The 18,769-nt window shown below is 61.0% G+C and carries 10 protein-coding genes; 3 read left to right on the top strand and 7 right to left on the bottom strand.

The genetic code is table 11. The annotated features are described in order from the left end of the window. Positions 1 to 8: 8 nt before the first annotated feature. The 5 genes from BLW22_RS21545 to BLW22_RS21525 all read right to left on the bottom strand — a co-directional run bounded on the left by BLW22_RS21545 (position 9) and on the right by BLW22_RS21525 (position 8,579). Positions 9 to 830 (bottom strand): hypothetical protein, encoded by an 822-nt coding sequence (locus tag BLW22_RS21545; RefSeq protein WP_065924729.1) that lies wholly within the window; start codon positions 828 to 830, stop codon positions 9 to 11. Then, positions 814 to 5,142, bottom strand: coding sequence for a methyltransferase domain-containing protein (locus BLW22_RS21540; protein WP_074847444.1), 4,329 nt, complete (start codon positions 5,140 to 5,142; stop codon positions 814 to 816). The genes BLW22_RS21545 and BLW22_RS21540 overlap by 17 nt, the downstream gene beginning before the upstream one ends. A gap of 2 nt (positions 5,143 to 5,144) precedes the next feature. Then, positions 5,145 to 6,407 carry a UDP-N-acetyl-D-mannosamine dehydrogenase gene (gene wecC / locus BLW22_RS21535; RefSeq protein ID WP_065924727.1) on the bottom strand — a complete coding sequence of 421 codons (1,263 nt, stop codon included), beginning with the start codon at positions 6,405 to 6,407 and terminating at the stop codon, positions 5,145 to 5,147. Further along, positions 6,404 to 7,555 carry a non-hydrolyzing UDP-N-acetylglucosamine 2-epimerase gene (wecB, locus tag BLW22_RS21530; RefSeq protein ID WP_065924726.1) on the bottom strand — a complete coding sequence of 384 codons (1,152 nt, stop codon included), beginning with the start codon at positions 7,553 to 7,555 and terminating at the stop codon, positions 6,404 to 6,406. Before wecB ends, wecC begins: the two co-directional genes overlap by 4 nt. Positions 7,556 to 7,787: 232 nt before the next feature. Beyond that, positions 7,788 to 8,579 (bottom strand): CPBP family intramembrane glutamic endopeptidase, encoded by a 792-nt coding sequence (locus BLW22_RS21525; RefSeq protein ID WP_074847443.1) that lies wholly within the window; start codon positions 8,577 to 8,579, stop codon positions 7,788 to 7,790. Between the two features lie 426 nt (positions 8,580 to 9,005). On the opposite strand from BLW22_RS21525, the gene BLW22_RS21520 reads away from it, so the two are divergent. Beyond that, complete coding sequence (locus BLW22_RS21520) at positions 9,006 to 9,866, top strand: DMT family transporter (protein WP_074847442.1); 861 nt, start codon at positions 9,006 to 9,008, stop codon at positions 9,864 to 9,866. 30 nt (positions 9,867 to 9,896) lie between these two features. On the opposite strand, the gene BLW22_RS21515 is transcribed toward BLW22_RS21520, so the two are convergent. Both BLW22_RS21515 and BLW22_RS21510 read right to left on the bottom strand, forming a co-directional pair. Then, a complete protein-coding gene (locus BLW22_RS21515; protein WP_074847441.1) occupies positions 9,897 to 10,781 on the bottom strand; it encodes a DMT family transporter in 885 nt (294 codons plus the stop codon). Between the two features lie 52 nt (positions 10,782 to 10,833). After that, positions 10,834 to 12,444 (bottom strand): methyl-accepting chemotaxis protein, encoded by a 1,611-nt coding sequence (locus BLW22_RS21510; RefSeq protein WP_370737639.1) that lies wholly within the window; start codon positions 12,442 to 12,444, stop codon positions 10,834 to 10,836. Positions 12,445 to 12,849: 405 nt separating this feature from the next. On the opposite strand from BLW22_RS21510, the gene aceK reads away from it, so the two are divergent. Both aceK and hrpA read left to right on the top strand, forming a co-directional pair. After that, positions 12,850 to 14,565 carry a bifunctional isocitrate dehydrogenase kinase/phosphatase gene (aceK, locus tag BLW22_RS21505; RefSeq protein ID WP_065946868.1) on the top strand — a complete coding sequence of 572 codons (1,716 nt, stop codon included), beginning with the start codon at positions 12,850 to 12,852 and terminating at the stop codon, positions 14,563 to 14,565. Between the two features lie 118 nt (positions 14,566 to 14,683). Further along, positions 14,684 to 18,595 (top strand): ATP-dependent RNA helicase HrpA, encoded by a 3,912-nt coding sequence (gene hrpA, locus BLW22_RS21500; RefSeq protein WP_074847440.1) that lies wholly within the window; start codon positions 14,684 to 14,686, stop codon positions 18,593 to 18,595. Positions 18,596 to 18,769: the final 174 nt, after the last annotated feature.

Raw genomic sequence — 18,769 nt, 5'->3', positions numbered from 1 at the left:
GACGGGGTTCAGCGAGTCGGGTGGAGGGCGAGAAACATCCGATTGATGCTCGGGGCGTGGGTGTTCAGGTAAAGAATGTCCTGGGTCAGGACCTTCAGTCTGCTGAGGCTTTGACGTATCAGGATCAGCGCTATCAGCGCGATGTACAGGTGGGGAGGCGTCAGGCAGAGAAAGTCGACAATGATGAAGGCGAATGCCGCCAGAAAGCCCATTGAGTAAAACGCATCGGCCACCGTGAGTGGGTGACGGGAGAGTACCGCGTGCACACGTTGGCTACGGTTGTTCAAGCCAATCAGCACAGCTGCAGCGAGCACGGAATAAGTCAGGCCGATCGCCAGGAGGGACGGGTAGAGGTAGAGCAACACGCAGAAGACGATCAGGGTAAACATGGCGTCCGATAAACCCCGCGCAAACCTGGAAAATGTCCTGGCTGCCAGGGCCAATTGGGTTTTTAGCCGCGCAGGTTCGGCACCGCCGTCTATCAGGGCGCGTGCCCCCGCCCTTGAGTAACGGGAGGCCATGAACCCGGCGCCCAGGTAAAAAGCGTAAAGGATCACCGTCAACAGACCGAGCCCGATGATCAGGGCGGTTTGATCGAGGCCTTTCAACGGGGGTGGCAAATAGGCGGGGACCGTCTCTGAACCGAGCAGGATGACAATCTTGATCGGCAGGAAGTACGTCGTTATCAACAACACTTGTGCGCAGAAATGTGCGGCATGGGCCATCAACACCGCACGTGGAGCGATGCTCATGAGGTTCTGGCCCAGGCGTACGCACCAGAGAAGTGCCGACAGGATACGGTATTGCAATGCCTTAACGTCTCGGCTCACCGTGGGGTTCCCGTATCAGGCTTAGTTCGGACGCGGAGATCAAATGCATAGCGCTTTGCGCAAGCACGCGTTGCCTGGCGTTGAATGATTTCGCCCTGAATATTTCCGGGTTGAAAAACAGTGTTTCTATTCCTTCGGCGAGCCCGGTGAAACTCTCGGGGGCCGATAGAAAACCGCAGTCGTCGTCAACAAACTCAGGGATGGCCCCGACCCGATTAGTCAAAGGGACCAGGCCCGAAGCCATGGCTTCGTCACGCGATACCCCTTGTGTGTCCATGCGGCTGGGGCACAGAAACACGCCATAGTGTTTGTGCAGGTCGGCGATCTCGGATTGTTTCAAATAGCGTTTTTCGAGGGTGACGTTCGGGTACTGACGCAGCGGTGCGAGGGTTTCTTCAAACAAAGGTCCGTCACCGACCATCAGGAACTCAAGTTCGTTGAACCATGGCTTGGTCGCCAGCATTTGAATGGTTTTGACGCTCAGGTCGTTGGCGTAGGTGCGTGACACATAGGGGCGGATCGAGAGGATTTTCTTGCGCTGCTCAGGCGGTTTTTCCTGATAGGCAAACAGCCGCGTATTGATGGGGTTGTGGATCACTCGGTATTGACCCCTCGGCAACCTGAACCCCAGGTCTTCCATGACGTCTTCGGCAAACTGTCGGGAGACGAATACCAGTTGCAGATTGGGCGGCATGGGTTGCAAAAGGCTGAGCCAGAACCCCATGCGTCGTTCACTGTCGAGCTTGGCCAGTTGCAACAGTGTTTCGTCGCCATAGTTGTAAGCCCGGCGCCACCAGGGTTGGATCTCCGCGCCGTGTACCCAGGCAATCACCCGGAGGCGGGGCAAGTAGGGGCGCACTATTTCCCACATCTGCGGATCCAGGAAGTGCACCAGCAGTGTCGTGTACTGTCCGCTGTCCAGCATGCTTGCCAGGGCGCTGCCCGGGCCGGTCACCACGTCGACATTTTCAAATTCGTGATAACTGATCGACTCGTCGGGGCGCAGACGAAAGACATCTACCGGCAGGCCCTGTTCCTGATAGGCCATGACACGGGTATGAATAAAGCCATTACGGTACAGGTCGTCATAGGCCGGGTAGTGGTTGGTCAGCAGCAGGTGCGCGGCCTTGGCGAGGAGGTGGGAGGGTTGGATTTCCCGGTGTCCTTGAACCAGTGCCTTGATCGTCGTGCTGCCGCTGCCGTGGGCCCGCAGGCCCAGGCGCAGGTACGCTGTCTCGGGCGGTATATCCCAGGCCTGATTGCGATTGGCCTGCTGCATGACATGGCTGATCCGTTGTTTCTGCGCATCCAGATACAGCACGACCAGTTGCAGGTTCAGGCCCGGCGTGGCATCGAGCAGCAATCTCAAGGTGTCGTCGGCCTGTTTCAGCTGGGCAACGTTCAACTCGTGCCTGGCGTAGTGATATTCATGTTTTCCGTCCGCGAGGGAGGAGTCGATATGCCAGGTGCCGCCTTCGACCTGCGCGCGCAGATACTTGCTGCGCAGCGGGCCGAACAGTTCTGACAGGTCCCGGCCGTTGCTCAGCGGGCCAGTAGTATCTGCACTCAATGGCGGGATCGTTTCACTGCTGCGCTGGAGATGCTGGAGGCTGATTCCGCTGTTCAGCTCGAGGTCATCCACCACCGCAACGACGTGCTGTCGATCAGTGCCCGCGGCGTTTTCGCAGTAGTTGAACGCATCGATCGCGAGGGATCGAGGGTGGGTGTAGGTGAGCGCCGGGAGGCTTTCCAGCCAGGCTCGGGCGGGCTGTTGTGCCAGCACTTCTGTCTTGATCAAGGCCCGACGTGCCGCTATCCCGGTGGCACAGCGGTATTCCTGGCCTGGGTTGATCAGGCGTATATCCCGTTCGTCCGCGGCATGGTGCGCCATCTTGCCGATCACCCGGGCCTTGCTGTAACGCGTGGCCAAGGCCAGGTCGAGCAAGTAGTGAGGGCCGTAGTAGTCCACGGCAAGCATGGCGCCGAACCAGTCGGCGCCGCCTGCCAGCTCGCCGAGGGTGAGCTTGTTCAGCTGTTTGCGCTCAATCAGTTGCAAGCGCGGGTCAACGGTGGCGGGCTGCCTTGCCGGCGCGTCGCTTACCGCGACATACAGCTTGACGCGGGGGTAGCGCTGACGCCGCAGATGCTCAATGAGGGCCTGCAATTGAGCCTCGTCGGCCGCGTCAGCGACCAGGCAAATCGTCGGCAGTGGCAGGTCATGCACGCGATGGGTCACCTTGTTCATCACATACATCAAACGGTGGGCATAGGTGTGTTCCAGCATCACCTTTCGCAGCCCTGCCAACCGCAGCCTGGCGTGTCCAGCGGGCGTGCCGAGGCGACGCAAGACCTCCTGGCCGTTGTCGCTGCAGATGACCAGGTCGCCCATCAGCACACGCAGGCCGCGAGAAAAATTGCTGACGGTCAGGGTGTTGGAACCCAGCAGTTCAAAGGCACGACGGGCGAACATGGATTGCGACTGTTTGACCGAATTGAGATTGATCGCATACCGGTAGCCCTTGTAAGCCAGGTCTATCTGCGTCGCGTCAAGCGTACCGGCAATGTAGCCCCGATATCGGGCCGGAAACTGATAGTTGGCTTCTGGCTGGCCGAAGTTGCGATCGTAGATTTCCAGCGGACGAAAGCCCGGCAGGGCATTGACGAAGTGTTCCAGGTCCCGCGCCCGTTCGGGGTATCGGCAGTAGTAGGCACCGGCGAAACAGAACGCATCCTTGCGCTCATACAACTCGATCGGGTTGTGCATCGCCGGTTGGCAGGCAAAGGGCAGCAGGTAGACACGCTCATGCCCCAGCGCGCTTTTATAGCGATGAATACAGTCGATATCCGTGGTGAACACCAGGTCGAACTGTGTGGCGGTACCCAGGAACGTCTCGAAGTGCACCGGGTCTTCCTTGTTCCAGAACACCGTTGGCACCTTGTGTTCCCGGCACCACTGCAAGACCTGGCGCAGCTCTGTGCTGTTCTGGGCGATCTTGTTATGCCAGCGGCCATCCTGGCCGCGCCATGCGGATTCGATAAACAGCAGGTCGGGTTGGAACGATTGCAGTTCGGCCAGGCCCTGGTCCGGTGTCAGTTGCAACAGCTCGCATTCATACCGGTAGGCCTCATGGGTAAAGGTGTCCATCACACAGGCCATTCTGAAGGGCTTGGCCGTGTCGTGGGGGGCGAGCAACAGCTGGTTGCGCACATGCTCTGCATCCGCCAGCGGAGTGGGGGCCGGCGTGACAAGGAAAGCGGCGGTGCCAGGCAGCGCCGGTGGGATCGCATCATCGCCAGGGGGGGCCGTAGGTGCGTTGCCTTTGCGACGTGCGCGGGCTTGTTGATACAGCTTGAACAAGGCGCCAGGCAAAAGCAGGCATTCACGTAGCGAGCCCACCCCCACACGCAGTTGATACCCCAACTGATAGGTGGTGCTGGCCCGCGTCTTGATCAAGCGATTTTCCAGCAGGTGGCACCTGGCGTTTGCGCGCTGCAGATTGGCGGTCAGGACTTCTATTTGCCCTTGCTGCCGGGTATTGCACTCGGTTGAGTACGCCAGTTCGTTCTTGAGTTGCTGAATGCGCTCAGTCGCTTCACGGTATTTCTGATTGACCTGTTCCCGCTGTTGGCGACCGCCGGCTACCTGTCCTAGCAGGTTACGCTCGACGGACTCGAACGCCGCTTCCAGTTGACGTAGATGCTCGACACCCAGCGAACAGCCCTCGGGTTCTGTTTTGATGGCGACCATTCCCACCCACTTGCCCAGCATTTCGACCTGGATGACCTGCAGGTACGCACTCAACAGCCGAAAGGGTTCCAGCAGGTAGAACGTGTGCTTGTGGTCAAGGAAGTCATTCACCCCGAACGGCACGGTGATGATCAGCCGGCCACGCGGCTTGAGCATCGATGCGGCTTTTTCGACGAAGGTTGCCGGGTGGATGAGGTGCTCAAGCACTTCACTGATCACGATGCTGTCAGGTTCCAAGCCCTGGGTGTCCAGCGACATAAAGTCTGCATTCAAGTAGCGGACGTTGCGCTGCACGTGATCGGGTTCGGCCCTCAGGTAATCTTTGGCCTGCTCGAACGCCCTGGGGTCGTTATCCACGCCCGTGACCCTGTGGCCTTCACGGGCCAGCAACACGGGGATAATGCCCTGGGAGCAGCCTATGTCGAGTATTGTCCTGCCGGTGACCTGTGCGCAGATCCAATGGATCCGCGCACGGGTTTCCTGCATGAAGTGTTCGCCCAGCTTGCCGTAATAGGCTTCCATGACACGATCATGGGTATCGGCGAGTGGCGGTGGATTATTCATCGTCAGTTCGCCAGTACGCCGGCAGCATCAATCACCACGCCGTTGCTATGTCGCGCTGACATGGATCTGAACTCGCGATGCCCGACCAGCAACACATGGATATGGGCGCTGTCCCAGGCACAGGCCACGTCGGTCAGGGAATGGCCAGTCAGGTCGTCGGGCAGTGCATCGATATTGGGCTCGACCAGCAGCAGCGTTATCCCCAGTTCGTTGGCCAACTGGCGGGCAATGCCAAGTGCCGGGCTTTCGCGCAGGTCGTCGATGTCTGCCTTGAACGCCAGGCCATAGCAGGCAATTCGCACGTTGTGCGCGCACAGCCCGGGGTGCTTGAACAAAAGGTTGGCCACCGCCACCTTGACTTGCTGGATGACCCACTGGGGTTTGCTGTCGTTGACCAGGCGTGCGGTGCGGATCAACAGCGCCAGGTCCGGTGTTTTACTGACGATGAACCACGGGTCCACCGCTATACAGTGCCCACCGACGCCAGGCCCGGGCTGCAGGATATTCACACGCGGATGATGGTTGGCCAGGCGGATCAGCTCCCATGGGTCGATCTTCAACTGTGCGCAGATCATCGAGAGTTCGTTGGCGAAGGCGATATTGACGTCGCGGAAACTGTTTTCGGTCAGCTTGCACATTTCCGCGGTGCGTGTGTCAGTGACAATGCACTGGCCTTCGACAAACTGCTGGTAAAGCCGTACTGCTGCGGCTGAGCAGGCATCGGTCATGCCCCCGATGATGCGGTCATTGCTGACCAATTCCCTCAAGACATGCCCTGGCAGTACCCGTTCGGGGCAGTGGGCGATGCGGATGTCACTGGCTTGCTGATGGGTGGTGGGAAAGGTCAGGTCCGGACGCACACTGGCCAGCCATTTCACCATCAGTTCGGTGGTACCGACCGGAGAAGTCGACTCCAGGATCACGAGGTCGTGCTTTTTCAGCACCGGGGCGATGGCACGGCAGGCTGCTTCTATATAGCTCAGGTCTGGCTCGCGGTTTTCCAGGAATGGGGTGGGCACGGCGATCAGGAAGGCATCCGCCGGCTCCGGCCGGGTTGTCGCCCGCAGGTAGCCGTGGCTGACCGCCGAGCGGACCAACCGGTCCAGATCGGGCTCTATGATATGCACTTGGCCGAGATTGATGAGGTCCACGATATGCGGGTTTATATCGACGCCAATGACTGTTCGTTGCGGCGAGGCAAACAGCGCGGCGGTGGGCAAGCCGATATAACCCAGGCCGAGGACGCAGAGTGTCGGCATGCTCATGCCGCTGCCTCGTTTTTTCGCCAGGTTGCGATCAGAACTTCGCGAATGCGTGTGCACGCTCTGCCGTCACCGTAGGGGTTGTGGGCATTACTCATCTCCCGATAAGCCGCTTCATCGCTGAGCAACTCCCTGAGGTGGTGAGTAATGCTTGCGATCTCCGTGCCCACCAGCCGCGCCGTCCCGGCATCGACTGCCTCGGGGCGTTCAGTCGTGTCACGCATCACCAGCACCGGCTTGCCCAGTGCAGGTGCTTCCTCCTGGATGCCGCCCGAATCCGTGAGGATCAGGTACGCCCGGGTCATCAGGTAGACAAACGGCAGGTAATCCAGCGGCTCGATCAGATGTACATTGCTGATGCTCGCCAGTCGCCGTCGCACGGGTTCCTGCACATTGGGATTCAGGTGCACGGCGTAGACAAAGGTCACCGCCGGGAAATGCGCGGCGGTTTCAGCCAGGGCCTGGCAGATACGTTCAAGACCCTCGCCAAAATTTTCCCGGCGATGGCCTGTCACCAGGACCATCCGCTGGTCTTGGGGCAGAAAGGCAAATTGCCGGTCAAGGCGGCTACGCAGGGGTGATGTCGGGGCGTGGAGTTTCTCTACAACACTGAGCAGTGCATCGATCACCGTATTGCCCGTGACATGAATGCATTCGGCGGCCACCCCCTCATTGATCAGGTTCTGCCGCGAGGTTTGGGTGGGGGCGAAATGCATCGACGCGAGGCTGCCCGTCAGGCGTCGGTTGCCCTCCTCGGGCCAGGGGGAATAAAGGTTGTGGGTACGCAGCCCGGCTTCGATATGGGCAACGGGGATCTGTTGGTAATAGGCCGCCAGACTGGCTGCAAAAGTGGTCGCCGTATCCCCGTGGACGAGGATCACATCGGGTTTGAAGTCTTCCAGGACAGCTTGCAGCCCCTGGATGATTGCCGTCGTCACATCCGTCAGGTTCTGATCCGGCTTCATGATGTTCAAGTCGTAGTCGGGTACCAGTCCAAACAGCTCAAGCACTTGGTCCAGCATCTCCCGGTGCTGCGCCGTGACACACACTCTCGAGTGGAAACGGTCGTCATTTGCGAGATTGATCACCATCGGCGCCATTTTGATGGCTTCCGGGCGGGTGCCGAAGATAGACAGTGTCTTGAGAGGCATGGGGATGGCTTCTTGTATAGCGGGTGAATAAACGCTGGGCCTGAAACGCGGGTGCACAGCTGCCTTCAACGCAGTGCCAGGCGTGTCAGCGCGTGGGGACCGGGTTGTACGGAGTGGGTCGGTAACGAAGGGGGATTCTGCCCAAAGGGCGCGGAGCCGACTACTGACCGTTCGGCTGGTTACGAGGTGTTACCAATGTCGTAAAAGTACCCGCGCCGCGCCGAAGGCAGCCTCAGCCTGCCAGCATTGGATAGGTAAACAACCCGAAGTGAAGCAGATTCAAGCCAAAGTGCGTGGCAATCGCCGCACCCAGCCCGCCAAACCGATACGCCAGGCCATAACCGACCCCGGCGATGCCCGCCAGCAGCACCCATTGCCACCCTGCACCCACGTGCACCAGGCCGAACAGCAGCGATGCCAGCAGCAGCGCGAGGTTTTCGCCGTAGGGCAACTGTTTGAAGCGTCGGCTCAAGCCGCCTTGAATGTAGCCACGGAACAGGGCTTCTTCCACCAGGGTCACCAGCAATAGGTTGTTGAGTACCCACAGCCAGGCCTGGTCCGGCCATTTCGGCGCCCAACTGATCACGCCCAGCAAGGCTGCGCCACCCAGCGCGACGATGGCGGTAAGGGTCAGTACCAACGCGGTGACGCAGATCGACAGGCGCAACGAACGCCGCGCCACAATCCACGGGCAGGCCAGCAGCAACCAGAAACCAATCAGCGGCTTGTCCTGGTTCAGGTACATCGAGAACGGCACGGCATCAGGCGTAAATCGCTGCGGGTCAATGCCGCGACCGTTATAGAACCCCGGCAGCCAGTGCATCGCCAGGCCTAGCGCCAACACGACAAACAGCCCGTGACCCAGGTAACGCGCCCACGGCGTGCGCTGCTGGCATACGGCATAGCCGGCGATCAACAGCAAGGCGACGGACACCAGCGCCAGTACGCCCAGTTTTCCGTAGGCCAAGGCCAGCAGATAGCCGATGGAAAGAAGTGCCAGGTACAGCCAGGGCAATGGGAGCATGGGGGAATCCTTGGAAAATACCGGTCGGCATTATAGCGACGGCCCGCGCCCCGAAACGTGAAAACGCCTCCCCGCAAAAGGGCTTGGGCAAGTGATTGCAAAACATGTCATCGGCTGGTTATAGTCCTCGCGTCCTTATCCCTTCAAAAAGATCAGCACATGCCAGCTTCCCTGCGCATAGCGGTAGTCGATTCAGCGGTCAACGCTGTGCGCGTGCCGTGCGCGAACAAGCAGCCTGCGCAGATCAGTCACTACCCCCCACCTGTCAGTAGCACGCCGGTGTACGCAGTCGTATCACCGCCGGGTGTTGGCATTTCGGGCTGATCGGCACGTTGCTGTGCCCGCTCTGCCTGCCTGAAAAAAAACTACTGAATTTCAGCCTCTGCGGCTGAATCGGCTTTTTTTGCCTGATTACAGGTGGTAACCATGTCCGTTCTTTCGAAACACTCCGTGGCCGCGGCGGCCTCGACGAGCCTGTTTGTCCTGCTGTGGAGCAGCGGGGCGATCTTCTCCAAGCTGGGCCTGGCCCATGCTTCGCCCTTCGCCTTCCTGCTGATCCGTTTTGCCATCGCCCTGGCGGGGCTGGTGATCCTGGTGCCGGTCCTGCGGTTGAAACTGCCGCGTCCCGGCAAGCCCATGTTGTACGCGGTGGCAACCGGGTTGGTATTGCTGGGGGCCTATCAGATTTTCTATCTGCTGGCCCTGGACCTCAGCGTCACCCCAGGCGTCATGGCGACCATCATGGGGGTGCAGCCGATCCTCACCGTGGTGCTGATGGAGCGCCAGCGATCCTGGCGCCGGATGTTCGGCCTGAGTCTGGGCCTGGCCGGGCTGATCATGGTGGTCTACCAAGGCATCGGGCTGGCGGGCATGTCCCTGGCCGGGATGCTGTTCGGGCTGCTGGCCCTGGCAAGCATGACCTTCGGCTCGATCATGCAAAAGCGCATCACCGACAACCCCCTTGGCACCCTGCCGGTGCAGTACCTGGCGGGGCTGCTGTTGTGTTCGGTGTTTGTGCCGTTCCAGCCGTTCCACGTTGAACACAACGCCGGCTTTTACCTGCCGGTGCTGTGGATGGGCCTGGTAGTGTCGTTGCTGGCAACGCTGTTGCTGTACCGCCTGATCGCCCGGGGCAACCTGGTGAATGTCACCAGCCTGTTCTACCTGGTGCCGGCGGTGACGTCGGTGATGGATTACCTGATCTTCGGCAATCGGCTCGCGATGCTGAGCCTGTTGGGGATGGGCTTGATCATCATTGGGCTGGTCTTCGTGTTCCGCAAAAACTGATGCCCCCCGTAGGTGCCGGCCAGCCGGCGCCTACGGTTTTCGAGGCCGCAATACCAGCCACAACGCCCCGGCAATCAACACGCCGCCATATAAATGCGCCATCGATAAGAGCTCGTCGAGCAACAACGCCCCCCACAACACGCCGAACGGCGGGATCAGGAAGGTGGTGGTCATCGACCTCACCGGCCCAATCGCGGTGAGCAGCCGGAAGTACAACACGTACGCAAACGCCGTACACACCAGCCCCAACCCCAGCAGCGACGACCAGACCTGCCACCCACCCCAACTCGCAGGCGGATGGCTGATCGCGCTGTAGGCAAATAACGGCAGCAGAAACAGCGTCGCGCCCAGCATGCTGCCCAGGGCCGCGAGACGACTGTCCAGCCCGCCACGCTGGTCCAGCCAGCGCCTGGCGAGGAACCCGGCAAAGCCATAACAGGTGGTGGCCAACAGGCAAGCCAGTGCGCCCATCAATAATTCCAGGTCAAACGCCACCGGTCCTGCACGGGTCAGCACGCCTACACCGAACAGACCCAGGCACACCCCGGCGATTTTCGACGGGGTGAGGCGTTCGCTGAAAAACAGCCCGCCAATCAACACCCCCATCAACGGCGTGGTGGCATTGAAGATCGCCGAGTAACCCGCCGGCAGCACCTGGGCGGCCACCGAATACATGGTCGCCGGGATCCCCGAGTTGATCACCCCCAGCAACAGGACTGTCTTGAACTTGCCCTGGAAATCCCAGTTCACCCGCGCCATCGCCAGGATCACCAATAGCCCGGCGGCGGCAATCGATACGCGGAAAAATGCGGTCGGCAGCGTGCCGATTTCCGGCGCGATAATGCGCATGAACAGAAAGCTCGCGCCCCAGATGGCGGCGAGCCCCAGCAGGTAAAGGGTGTCAACGGGCCTCACGGAACACTCCTACATCAATAAGGCCGCGAGTGTTGCACGCCGCCTTCATTGATTACAGGACAAACCGCGTCACCAGCCCATTCAGGTCCACCGCCAGCCGCGACAGTTCCTGGCTGGCGGCCGAGGTCTGGGTGGCGCCGGCGGCGGTCTGGGTGGACAGGTCGCGGATGTTCACCAGGCTGCGGTCCACATCGCGCGCTACCAGCGCCTGTTGCTCGGCGGCGCTGGCGATCACCAGGTTGCGCTGGCTGATCTGCGAGATGGCGGCGGTGATTTTTTCCAGGGCGCTGCCGGCGCTGTTGGCTCGCTGCAAGGTCTGGCCGGCATGCTCGGCGCTGCTGTTCAGCGCCTCGACGGTGGCCTGGGTGCCTTGCTGGATACCGGTGATCATCTGTTCGATTTCTTCGGTGGAGTCCTGGGTGCGCTGTGCCAGCGAACGCACCTCGTCGGCGACGACCGCGAACCCACGCCCGGCTTCACCGGCACGCGCCGCTTCAATCGCGGCGTTGAGCGCCAGCAGGTTGGTTTGCCCGGCGATGCCACGGATCACTTCCAGCACCTTGCTGATGTCCTGGGCTTGCAGCGCCAGGCCTTCGGCCTTGTTCGAGGCGCCGAGCACTTCGTCCACCAGGTTCTGGATCGAGCTGATGGTTTCGCTGATCTGGTAGTGGCCGTGCTTGCTGTCCTCATCGGAAGCCTGGGACGCCTCGGCGCTGGACACCGCATTACCCGCGACCTCGTCCACCGCCGTGCTCATCTCGGTCACGGCGGTGGCCGCCTGCTCGATTTCATCGTTCTGCGCCTGCAGGCCGCGCGTGCTTTGTTCCATCACCGCGCTCATTTCTTCCGCGGCGGAAGCCAGTTGCTGCGCCGATTCGCTGATGCCTCGGATGGTGGTCTGCAGCTGCGCTTGCATGGTCGCCAGGGCGCTCAGCAATTGCGCGGGTTCGTCATGGCCGTGCACCACGATCGGCTGGCTCAAGTCGCCGGCGGCGATGGTGCGCGCCACGTTCAGGGCCTGGCCGATCGGCGCGGTGATGCTGCGGGTCAGCAGCCAGGCCAGCAGCAAGGTGGCGATCAGTGCGACTGCGATAATCAGGCCGACAATCCACTGTGCGCTCGAATACATCTGTGCGGCCGAATCGGCCGCCGCTTCCACGCCGTTCTGGTTAAAGACGATCAGGTTTTCCAGGCTCTGGCTCAGGATCGTGCCCTGGGGGGCGAGGCGGCTGACGAGCAGGTCGAGGGCGTCTTGCTGTTGATCCTTGTCCACCAACGCAACCATCTGCCCGACGATGGCCAGGTATGTCGCGACATTGGCCTTGAGGGTTTTCAGCAGTTCGCGCTCTTCGTCATTGCTCAGCAAGGTTTCATGGCGCTCGAGCAGGGCTTGCAGTTCGCTGCTGGTGCGGGTGATCAGGCCTCTGCTGGTCTCACGCACGCGAGACTCGTCGGTGCTCACCAGGCGCAGGGACTCCAGGCGGACAGTGGCCACCAAGGCTGCGCTGTCATGGATATTCTCGATGCTCGGCATCCAGGTTTGTTCAATGACCAGCGCGCTTTCCCGCAGCTTGGCCATCTGGCCCAGGCCAAACATTCCCACAATCACCAGCAAGCTGGCCAAAACCCCAAAACTCAGACTGGCACGCAGACCGATCCTCATATTCCTCAATGACATCTCAATGCTCCTTGGGCGATTAGAACCTGCTCCCGGGTCGGTCTTCGGACCTTGTTAGGGTGGGAGAGGGCGCGCTATATATCAAAGTGCCATCAAGGTAGTAATCGGGGTTTCCCTTAGTTGGATCCAAAGCCCTATGGAGGACCCGCGGCCGTTCTGGTTGGCGGTTTTTCGGCTTCTACCTGCCAGGCCACGGCGCTCAAGGCCTGTGGATCAAACGCGGATCGACTGTGAGGTGCGTTTATTGACCGTTCGGTCGAATTAAAAAATTGAAAATAAATGTACGAAATGAACGGAGCTGTACAAGTCAGTGCAAAAAATGACCCTTCTCCTGCCTGCGTACACTGGCTAAGCTCAGGGCATCCCAGATGCCCGCTCGAGGTTTCCCGCATGTCGCCATCCACGCCTGCCCTCGCTATCGCCCGCACTATCCTCGAAGGCTTCGACGATTACCGCGAGCACTTTCGCCAGATCACCGATGGCGCCCGCGAGCGTTTCGAAAAGGCCCAGTGGCAACAGGGGCAGGCGGCATCGGCGGCGCGGATCAACCTGTACGAAGACAAGGTCGGTGAAGTGAGCGCGCGCCTGCGCGCGAACTTCGAGGGCAGCGCATTGCTCGACATTGACCTGTGGCCGCTGGTGAAAAGCGCCTATATCGGCCTGATCGACCTGCGTTTTGACGATGAGCTGTCCGAGACCTGGTACAACTCGATCTTCTGCGGCCTGTTCAGCCATGACCTGATCAGCGACGGCTGCATGTTCATCCACACCACGCGGCCGAGCCTGCGCCGGGCACGGGCGGCACAAACCCATACCTACGCGCCCGCCGGCCAGATTCCCGAGATACTCGCGCAGATTTTTGCCGACTATCGTTTCAGCGAGCCCTACGCCGACCTGGCAACCGACCTGGGTCGCCTCGAAACCCAACTGCGGGAAAACCTGCCGGACTGGGTGTGCAAGGACCCGGACCTCAAGGTCGAGCTGTTTTCCTCGGTGCTCTACCGCAACAAAGGCGCCTACCTCGTCGGGCGCATCTACACCCGCGACGAACAATGGCCCCTGGTGATTCCGCTGCTGCACCGCGAAGGCCAGGGCATCCAGATCGATGCGCTGATCACCGACGAGGCCGAGGTGTCGATCATCTTTTCGTTCACCCGTTCCTACTTCATGGTCGACGTGCCGGTGCCGGCGGAATTTATCGGCTTTCTCAAACGCATCCTGCCGGGCAAGCACATTGCCGAGCTGTACACCTCGATTGGTTTCTACAAACACGGCAAGTCGGAGTTCTACCGCGCGCTGATCAACCACCTGGCCACCACCGACGATCAATTCATCATGGCCCCCGGCGTGCGTGGCATGGTCATGAGCGTGTTCACCCTGCCGGGCTTCAATACCGTGTTCAAGATCATCAAGGACCGTTTTTCACCGTCGAAAAACGTCAACCGCGCCACGGTGATCGAGAAGTACCGCCTGGTCAAAAGCGTCGATCGCGTCGGGCGCATGGCCGATACCCAGGAGTTTGCCGACTTCCGCTTTCCCCTGGGCAAGTTCGAGCCCGAGTGCCTGGCTGAACTGCTGGACGTCGCTGCCGGCACCGTCGAAGTGGAAGGCGATACGGTACTGATCCGCCACTGCTGGACCGAACGGCGCATGACCCCGCTCAACCTCTACCTGGAAAACGCCAACCCCGCCCAGGTGCGCGAAGCCCTGGAAGACTACGGCCTGGCGATCAAGCAACTGGCGGCAGCGAACATCTTCCCCGGCGACATGCTGCTGAAGAACTTCGGCGTCACCCGTCACGGTCGCGTGGTGTTCTACGACTACGACGAAATCTGCTTTCTCACCGAAGCCAACTTCCGCCACATCCCCGCGCCGCGCACGCCCGAGGATGAAATGGCCTCGGAGCCCTGGTACTCCATCGGCCCGCTGGACGTGTTCCCGGAAGAATTCCCGCCGTTCCTGTTCGCCGACGCCGGCCAGCGCAAGCTGTTCGATGAACTGCATGGCGAGCTGTATAACGCTGATTATTGGAAAGGCCTGCAGGATGCGATTCGTGCAGGCAAAGTGATCGATGTCTTCCCTTATAAAAGAAAAGAGCAGCCATAAGCTCAAAGCGGCAAGTAAAAGCAGATCCGCCCTGACTTGCCGCTTGAAGCTTGCCGCTCGCAGCTGCTTTTCTGCGACAATCCGCACCCTGCATAAATAGACGACCTTTGCGTACCCGATGACTGACCAAGCGCCCGCTATCGACCAACTGCTGAAAAACCTCGACCACGCCATGCTCGCCGACCGTCACCGCTTGCGGCGGCAACTGCTTGAGCTGCGCAAGAAGCCCGACGAGGAGAAGCTGGCGCAGTGGGTCACGCGCATGCAGGCGTCCTGCGCCCAGGTCACGGCGCGGCGCGCCAGCCTGCCGGTGATTCGTTACGACGACAGTTTGCCGATCGCGGCCAAGCGCGATGAGATCAAGGACGCGCTGCAAAAGCATCAGGTGCTGATCATTGCCGGCGAAACCGGCTCGGGCAAGACCACCCAGTTGCCGAAGATCTGCCTGGAGATCGGCCGCGGCCAATATGGCCTGATCGGCCATACCCAACCACGTCGGATCGCTGCGCGCAGCGTCGCCAGCCGCGTCGCCGAAGAGTTGGCCACGCCGCTGGGCACGTTGGTCGGCTATCAGGTGCGCTTCGAAGACCAAAGCGACGCCAACACCCTGATCAAGCTGATGACCGACGGTATCCTGCTGGCGGAAACCCAGAACGACCGTTACCTGGAACGCTACGACACGATCATCGTCGACGAAGCCCACGAACGCAGCCTGAACATCGACTTCCTGCTGGGTTACCTGAAAACCCTGCTGCCGCGTCGTCCGGACCTGAAAGTTATCATCACTTCGGCGACCATCGACCTGGAGCGTTTTTCCAAGCACTTCGACGACGCACCGATTGTCGAGGTCTCGGGCCGCACCTTCCCGGTGGACACCTGGTACCGCCCGCTGACCCTGGAACAGGACGAGGAGGGCAACCGTGTCGAAGACGACCTGACCGTCGATCAGGCGATCCTCGCCACCCTCGACGAAATCGCCGCCTATGAGCGCAGCGAACGCCGCAGCCCTGGTGACGTGCTGGTATTTTTGCCCGGCGAGCGCGAGATTCGCGATGCAGCCGAGATGCTGCGCAAGGCCCAGCTCAAGCACACCGAGATCCTGCCGTTGTACGCACGCCTGTCGCCGGCCGAACAGCAGCGCATTTTCCAGTCCCACCCAGGGCGCCGAGTGGTGCTGGCGACCAACGTCGCGGAAACCTCGCTGACGGTGCCGGGCATTCGTTATGTGATCGACAGCGGCACCGCACGCATCAGCCGCTACAGCTACCGCGCCAAGGTGCAGCGCCTGCCGATCGAGGCGATTTCCCAGGCCAGTGCCAACCAGCGTAAAGGCCGTTGCGGCCGGGTGGAGCCGGGGATTTGCATTCGCTTGTACAGCGAAGAGGATTTTATCGGCCGTCCGGAATTTACCGATCCCGAGATCCTGCGCACCAACCTCGCCGCCGTCATCCTGCAAATGCTGCATTTGCGCCTCGGCGAAATCACCGACTTCCCGTTTATCGAACCGCCGGATGGCAAGGCCATCAGCGATGGTTTCAACCTGTTGCAGGAACTCTCGGCGGTCGATCGCAACAGCCAGCTCACGCCATTGGGCCGTCAGTTGGCGCGCCTGCCTGTGGACCCGCGCATGGGCCGCATGCTGCTTGAAGCCGCCAAGCTCGGCAGCTTGCAGGAAGTGCTGATCGTGGCCAGCGCCATGTCGATCCAGGACCCGCGCGAGCGCCCACCGGAGCGCCAGCAGGCCGCCGACCAGGCCCATGCGCAGTGGAAAGATGCGGACTCGGACTTCGCCGGGCTGGTCAATTTGTGGCGTGGTTTTGAAGAGCAGCGCCAGGCACTCACCGCCAGCCCGCTGCGCAACTGGTGCCGCAAGAACTTCCTCAACTACCTGCGCCTGCGCGAGTGGCGCGACTCCCATCGCCAGTTGAGCCTGATCTGCCGCGACATGCAGTTGACCGTCAACAAAGAACCGGCGGACTTCCCCAAGCTGCACAAGGCGGTGCTGTCCGGCCTGCTCAGCCAGATCGGCCAGAAGACCGAGGACGGCGATTATCTCGGCGCCCGTCAGCGACGCTTCTGGATTCACCCGTCCTCGGGTATCGGCAAGAAACGCCCGCAATGGCTGATGACCGCCGAACTGGTGGAAACCACCAAGCTGTATGCGCGCATGGTGGCGAAGATCGATGCCGACTGGATCGAACCGCTGGCCGGGCACTTGATCAAGAAAAACCACTTCGAACCCCACTGGGAGAAGAAGCGCGGCCAGGTGGTGGCGTTCGAGCAGATCACCCTGTTCGGGCTGATCGTGGTCGGGCGTCGGCCGGTGCATTACGGGCCGATTGACCCGGTGGTGTCGCGGGAGTTGTTTATTCGCGAAGGCTTGGTGCGTGGCGAGATCCAGTCCCGCGCCAAGTGCCTCACGGCCAACCAGCAACTGCTGGAGCAGCTCGACGAACTGGAAGCCAAGGCGCGCCGCCGCGATATCCTGGCCGACGAAGAGACCTTGTACGCGTTCTATGACGCACGGCTGCCGGCGGAGATCCACCAGACCGCCACCTTTGACAGCTGGTACAAGGTCAACAGCCAGAAAGACCCGCAGTTGCTGATCATGCGCGAGGAAGACGTGCTGGCCCGCGAAGCCAGTGAAGTCACTGCCGCCCATTACCCGGACACCCTGCACCTGGGCGATCTGGAACTGGCCCTGAGTTACCACTTCGAACCCAACCACCCCCGCGACGGCGTGACCCTGCGCGTACCGGCACCGCTGCTGCCGGCCTTGCCGCCGGAGCGCCTGGAGTGGCTGGTGCCGGGGGTGATCGAAGCCAAGTGCATCGCCCTGGTGCGCAACCTGCCCAAGGCCCTGCGCAAGAACTTCGTGCCGGTGCCGGATTTCGTCAAGGCGGCGCTGCAGCGCATCGAGTTTGGCCAGGGTTCGCTGCCCCAGGCATTGGGGCGCGAATTGCTGCGCATGACCGGGGCGCGGGTCAGCGATGAGGCCTGGGCCGAAGCGGCGCAGCAGGTGGAAAACCATCTGAAGATGAACCTGGAAGTGGTCGACGGTCAAGGCAAGTTCCTTGGCGAGGGCCGCGACCTGGCCGAGTTGACCGCGCGTTTTGTCGAAGCCAGCCAGGCCGCGCTGGCCGTGCCGCACACCGCGAAAAGCCAGCAGCCGGTGGAGGCCAAGGTGTTCGCGGCGGTGGCCGAGAAAACCCAGCAGAAGATCGCCGGGCTGTCGATGACGGTCTATCCGGCGCTGGTGGAAGAAAACGGCACCGTGAAAGAGGGCCGTTTTTCCACCGCCGCCGAGGCTGAGTTCCAGCACCGCCGTGCGTTGCAACGCCTGTTGATGCAGCAATTGGCGGAACCGGCCAAATTCATGCGCGGCAAATTGCCCGGCCTCACTGAACTGGGCCTGATGTACCGCGAACTGGGGCGTATCGACGCCCTGGTGGAAGACATCCTGCTGGCCAGCCTCGACACCTGTGTGCTGGAAGGCGAAGCCAGCCTGCCCCGTGACGGTGCCGGTTTGGCGGCGCTGGCTGAACGCAAGCGTGGCAGTTGGACCGAACACGCCGAACGCCTGGCGCGCCTGACCCTGGACGTGCTGAAGCTCTGGCATGGCCTGCAAAAGCGCTTCAAGGGCAAGATCGACCTGGCCCAGGCCGTGGCCCTGAACGACATCAAGCAGCAATTGAGCAACCTGGTGTATCCCGGCTTTGTGCGCGAAACCCCGGCGCAGTGGTTCAAGGAATTGCCGCGTTTTCTCAAGGCCATCGAATTGCGCCTGGAGAAACTGCCTGGCCAGGTGCAAAAGGATCGGGTGTGGAGCAGCGAACTGGGCGGCCTGTGGGCGCAGTACCAGAACCGCTTGAACAAGCACACCCAGGAAGGCAAGCGCGACCCGCAACTGGAGCTGTATCGCTGGTGGTTGGAGGAATACCGGGTGTCGTTGTTTGCCCAGCAGTTGGGGACCAAGGTGCCGATTTCCGACAAGCGCTTGAGCAAGCAGTGGAGCCTGGTCGAGGCCTGATCCCTTTCTCGGTTATCCAGACCAGACAGGTCCAAATGTGGGAGGGGGCAATCTCCCACATTGAAACTTGATCGCGCTTTGATCAGGGTGTTTATCCGGCATATGGCGCCAAACCCCAGGGTTTGTGGCAAACTTCGCGGTTATAAATGCCGGGATCGTCGTGATGGGCTGGTG

The sequence above is a fragment of the Pseudomonas marginalis genome, assembly GCF_900105325.1.
In the GTDB taxonomy this organism is placed as follows: domain Bacteria; phylum Pseudomonadota; class Gammaproteobacteria; order Pseudomonadales; family Pseudomonadaceae; genus Aquipseudomonas; species Aquipseudomonas marginalis.
This window is presented reverse-complemented; position numbering and strand designations above follow the sequence as displayed.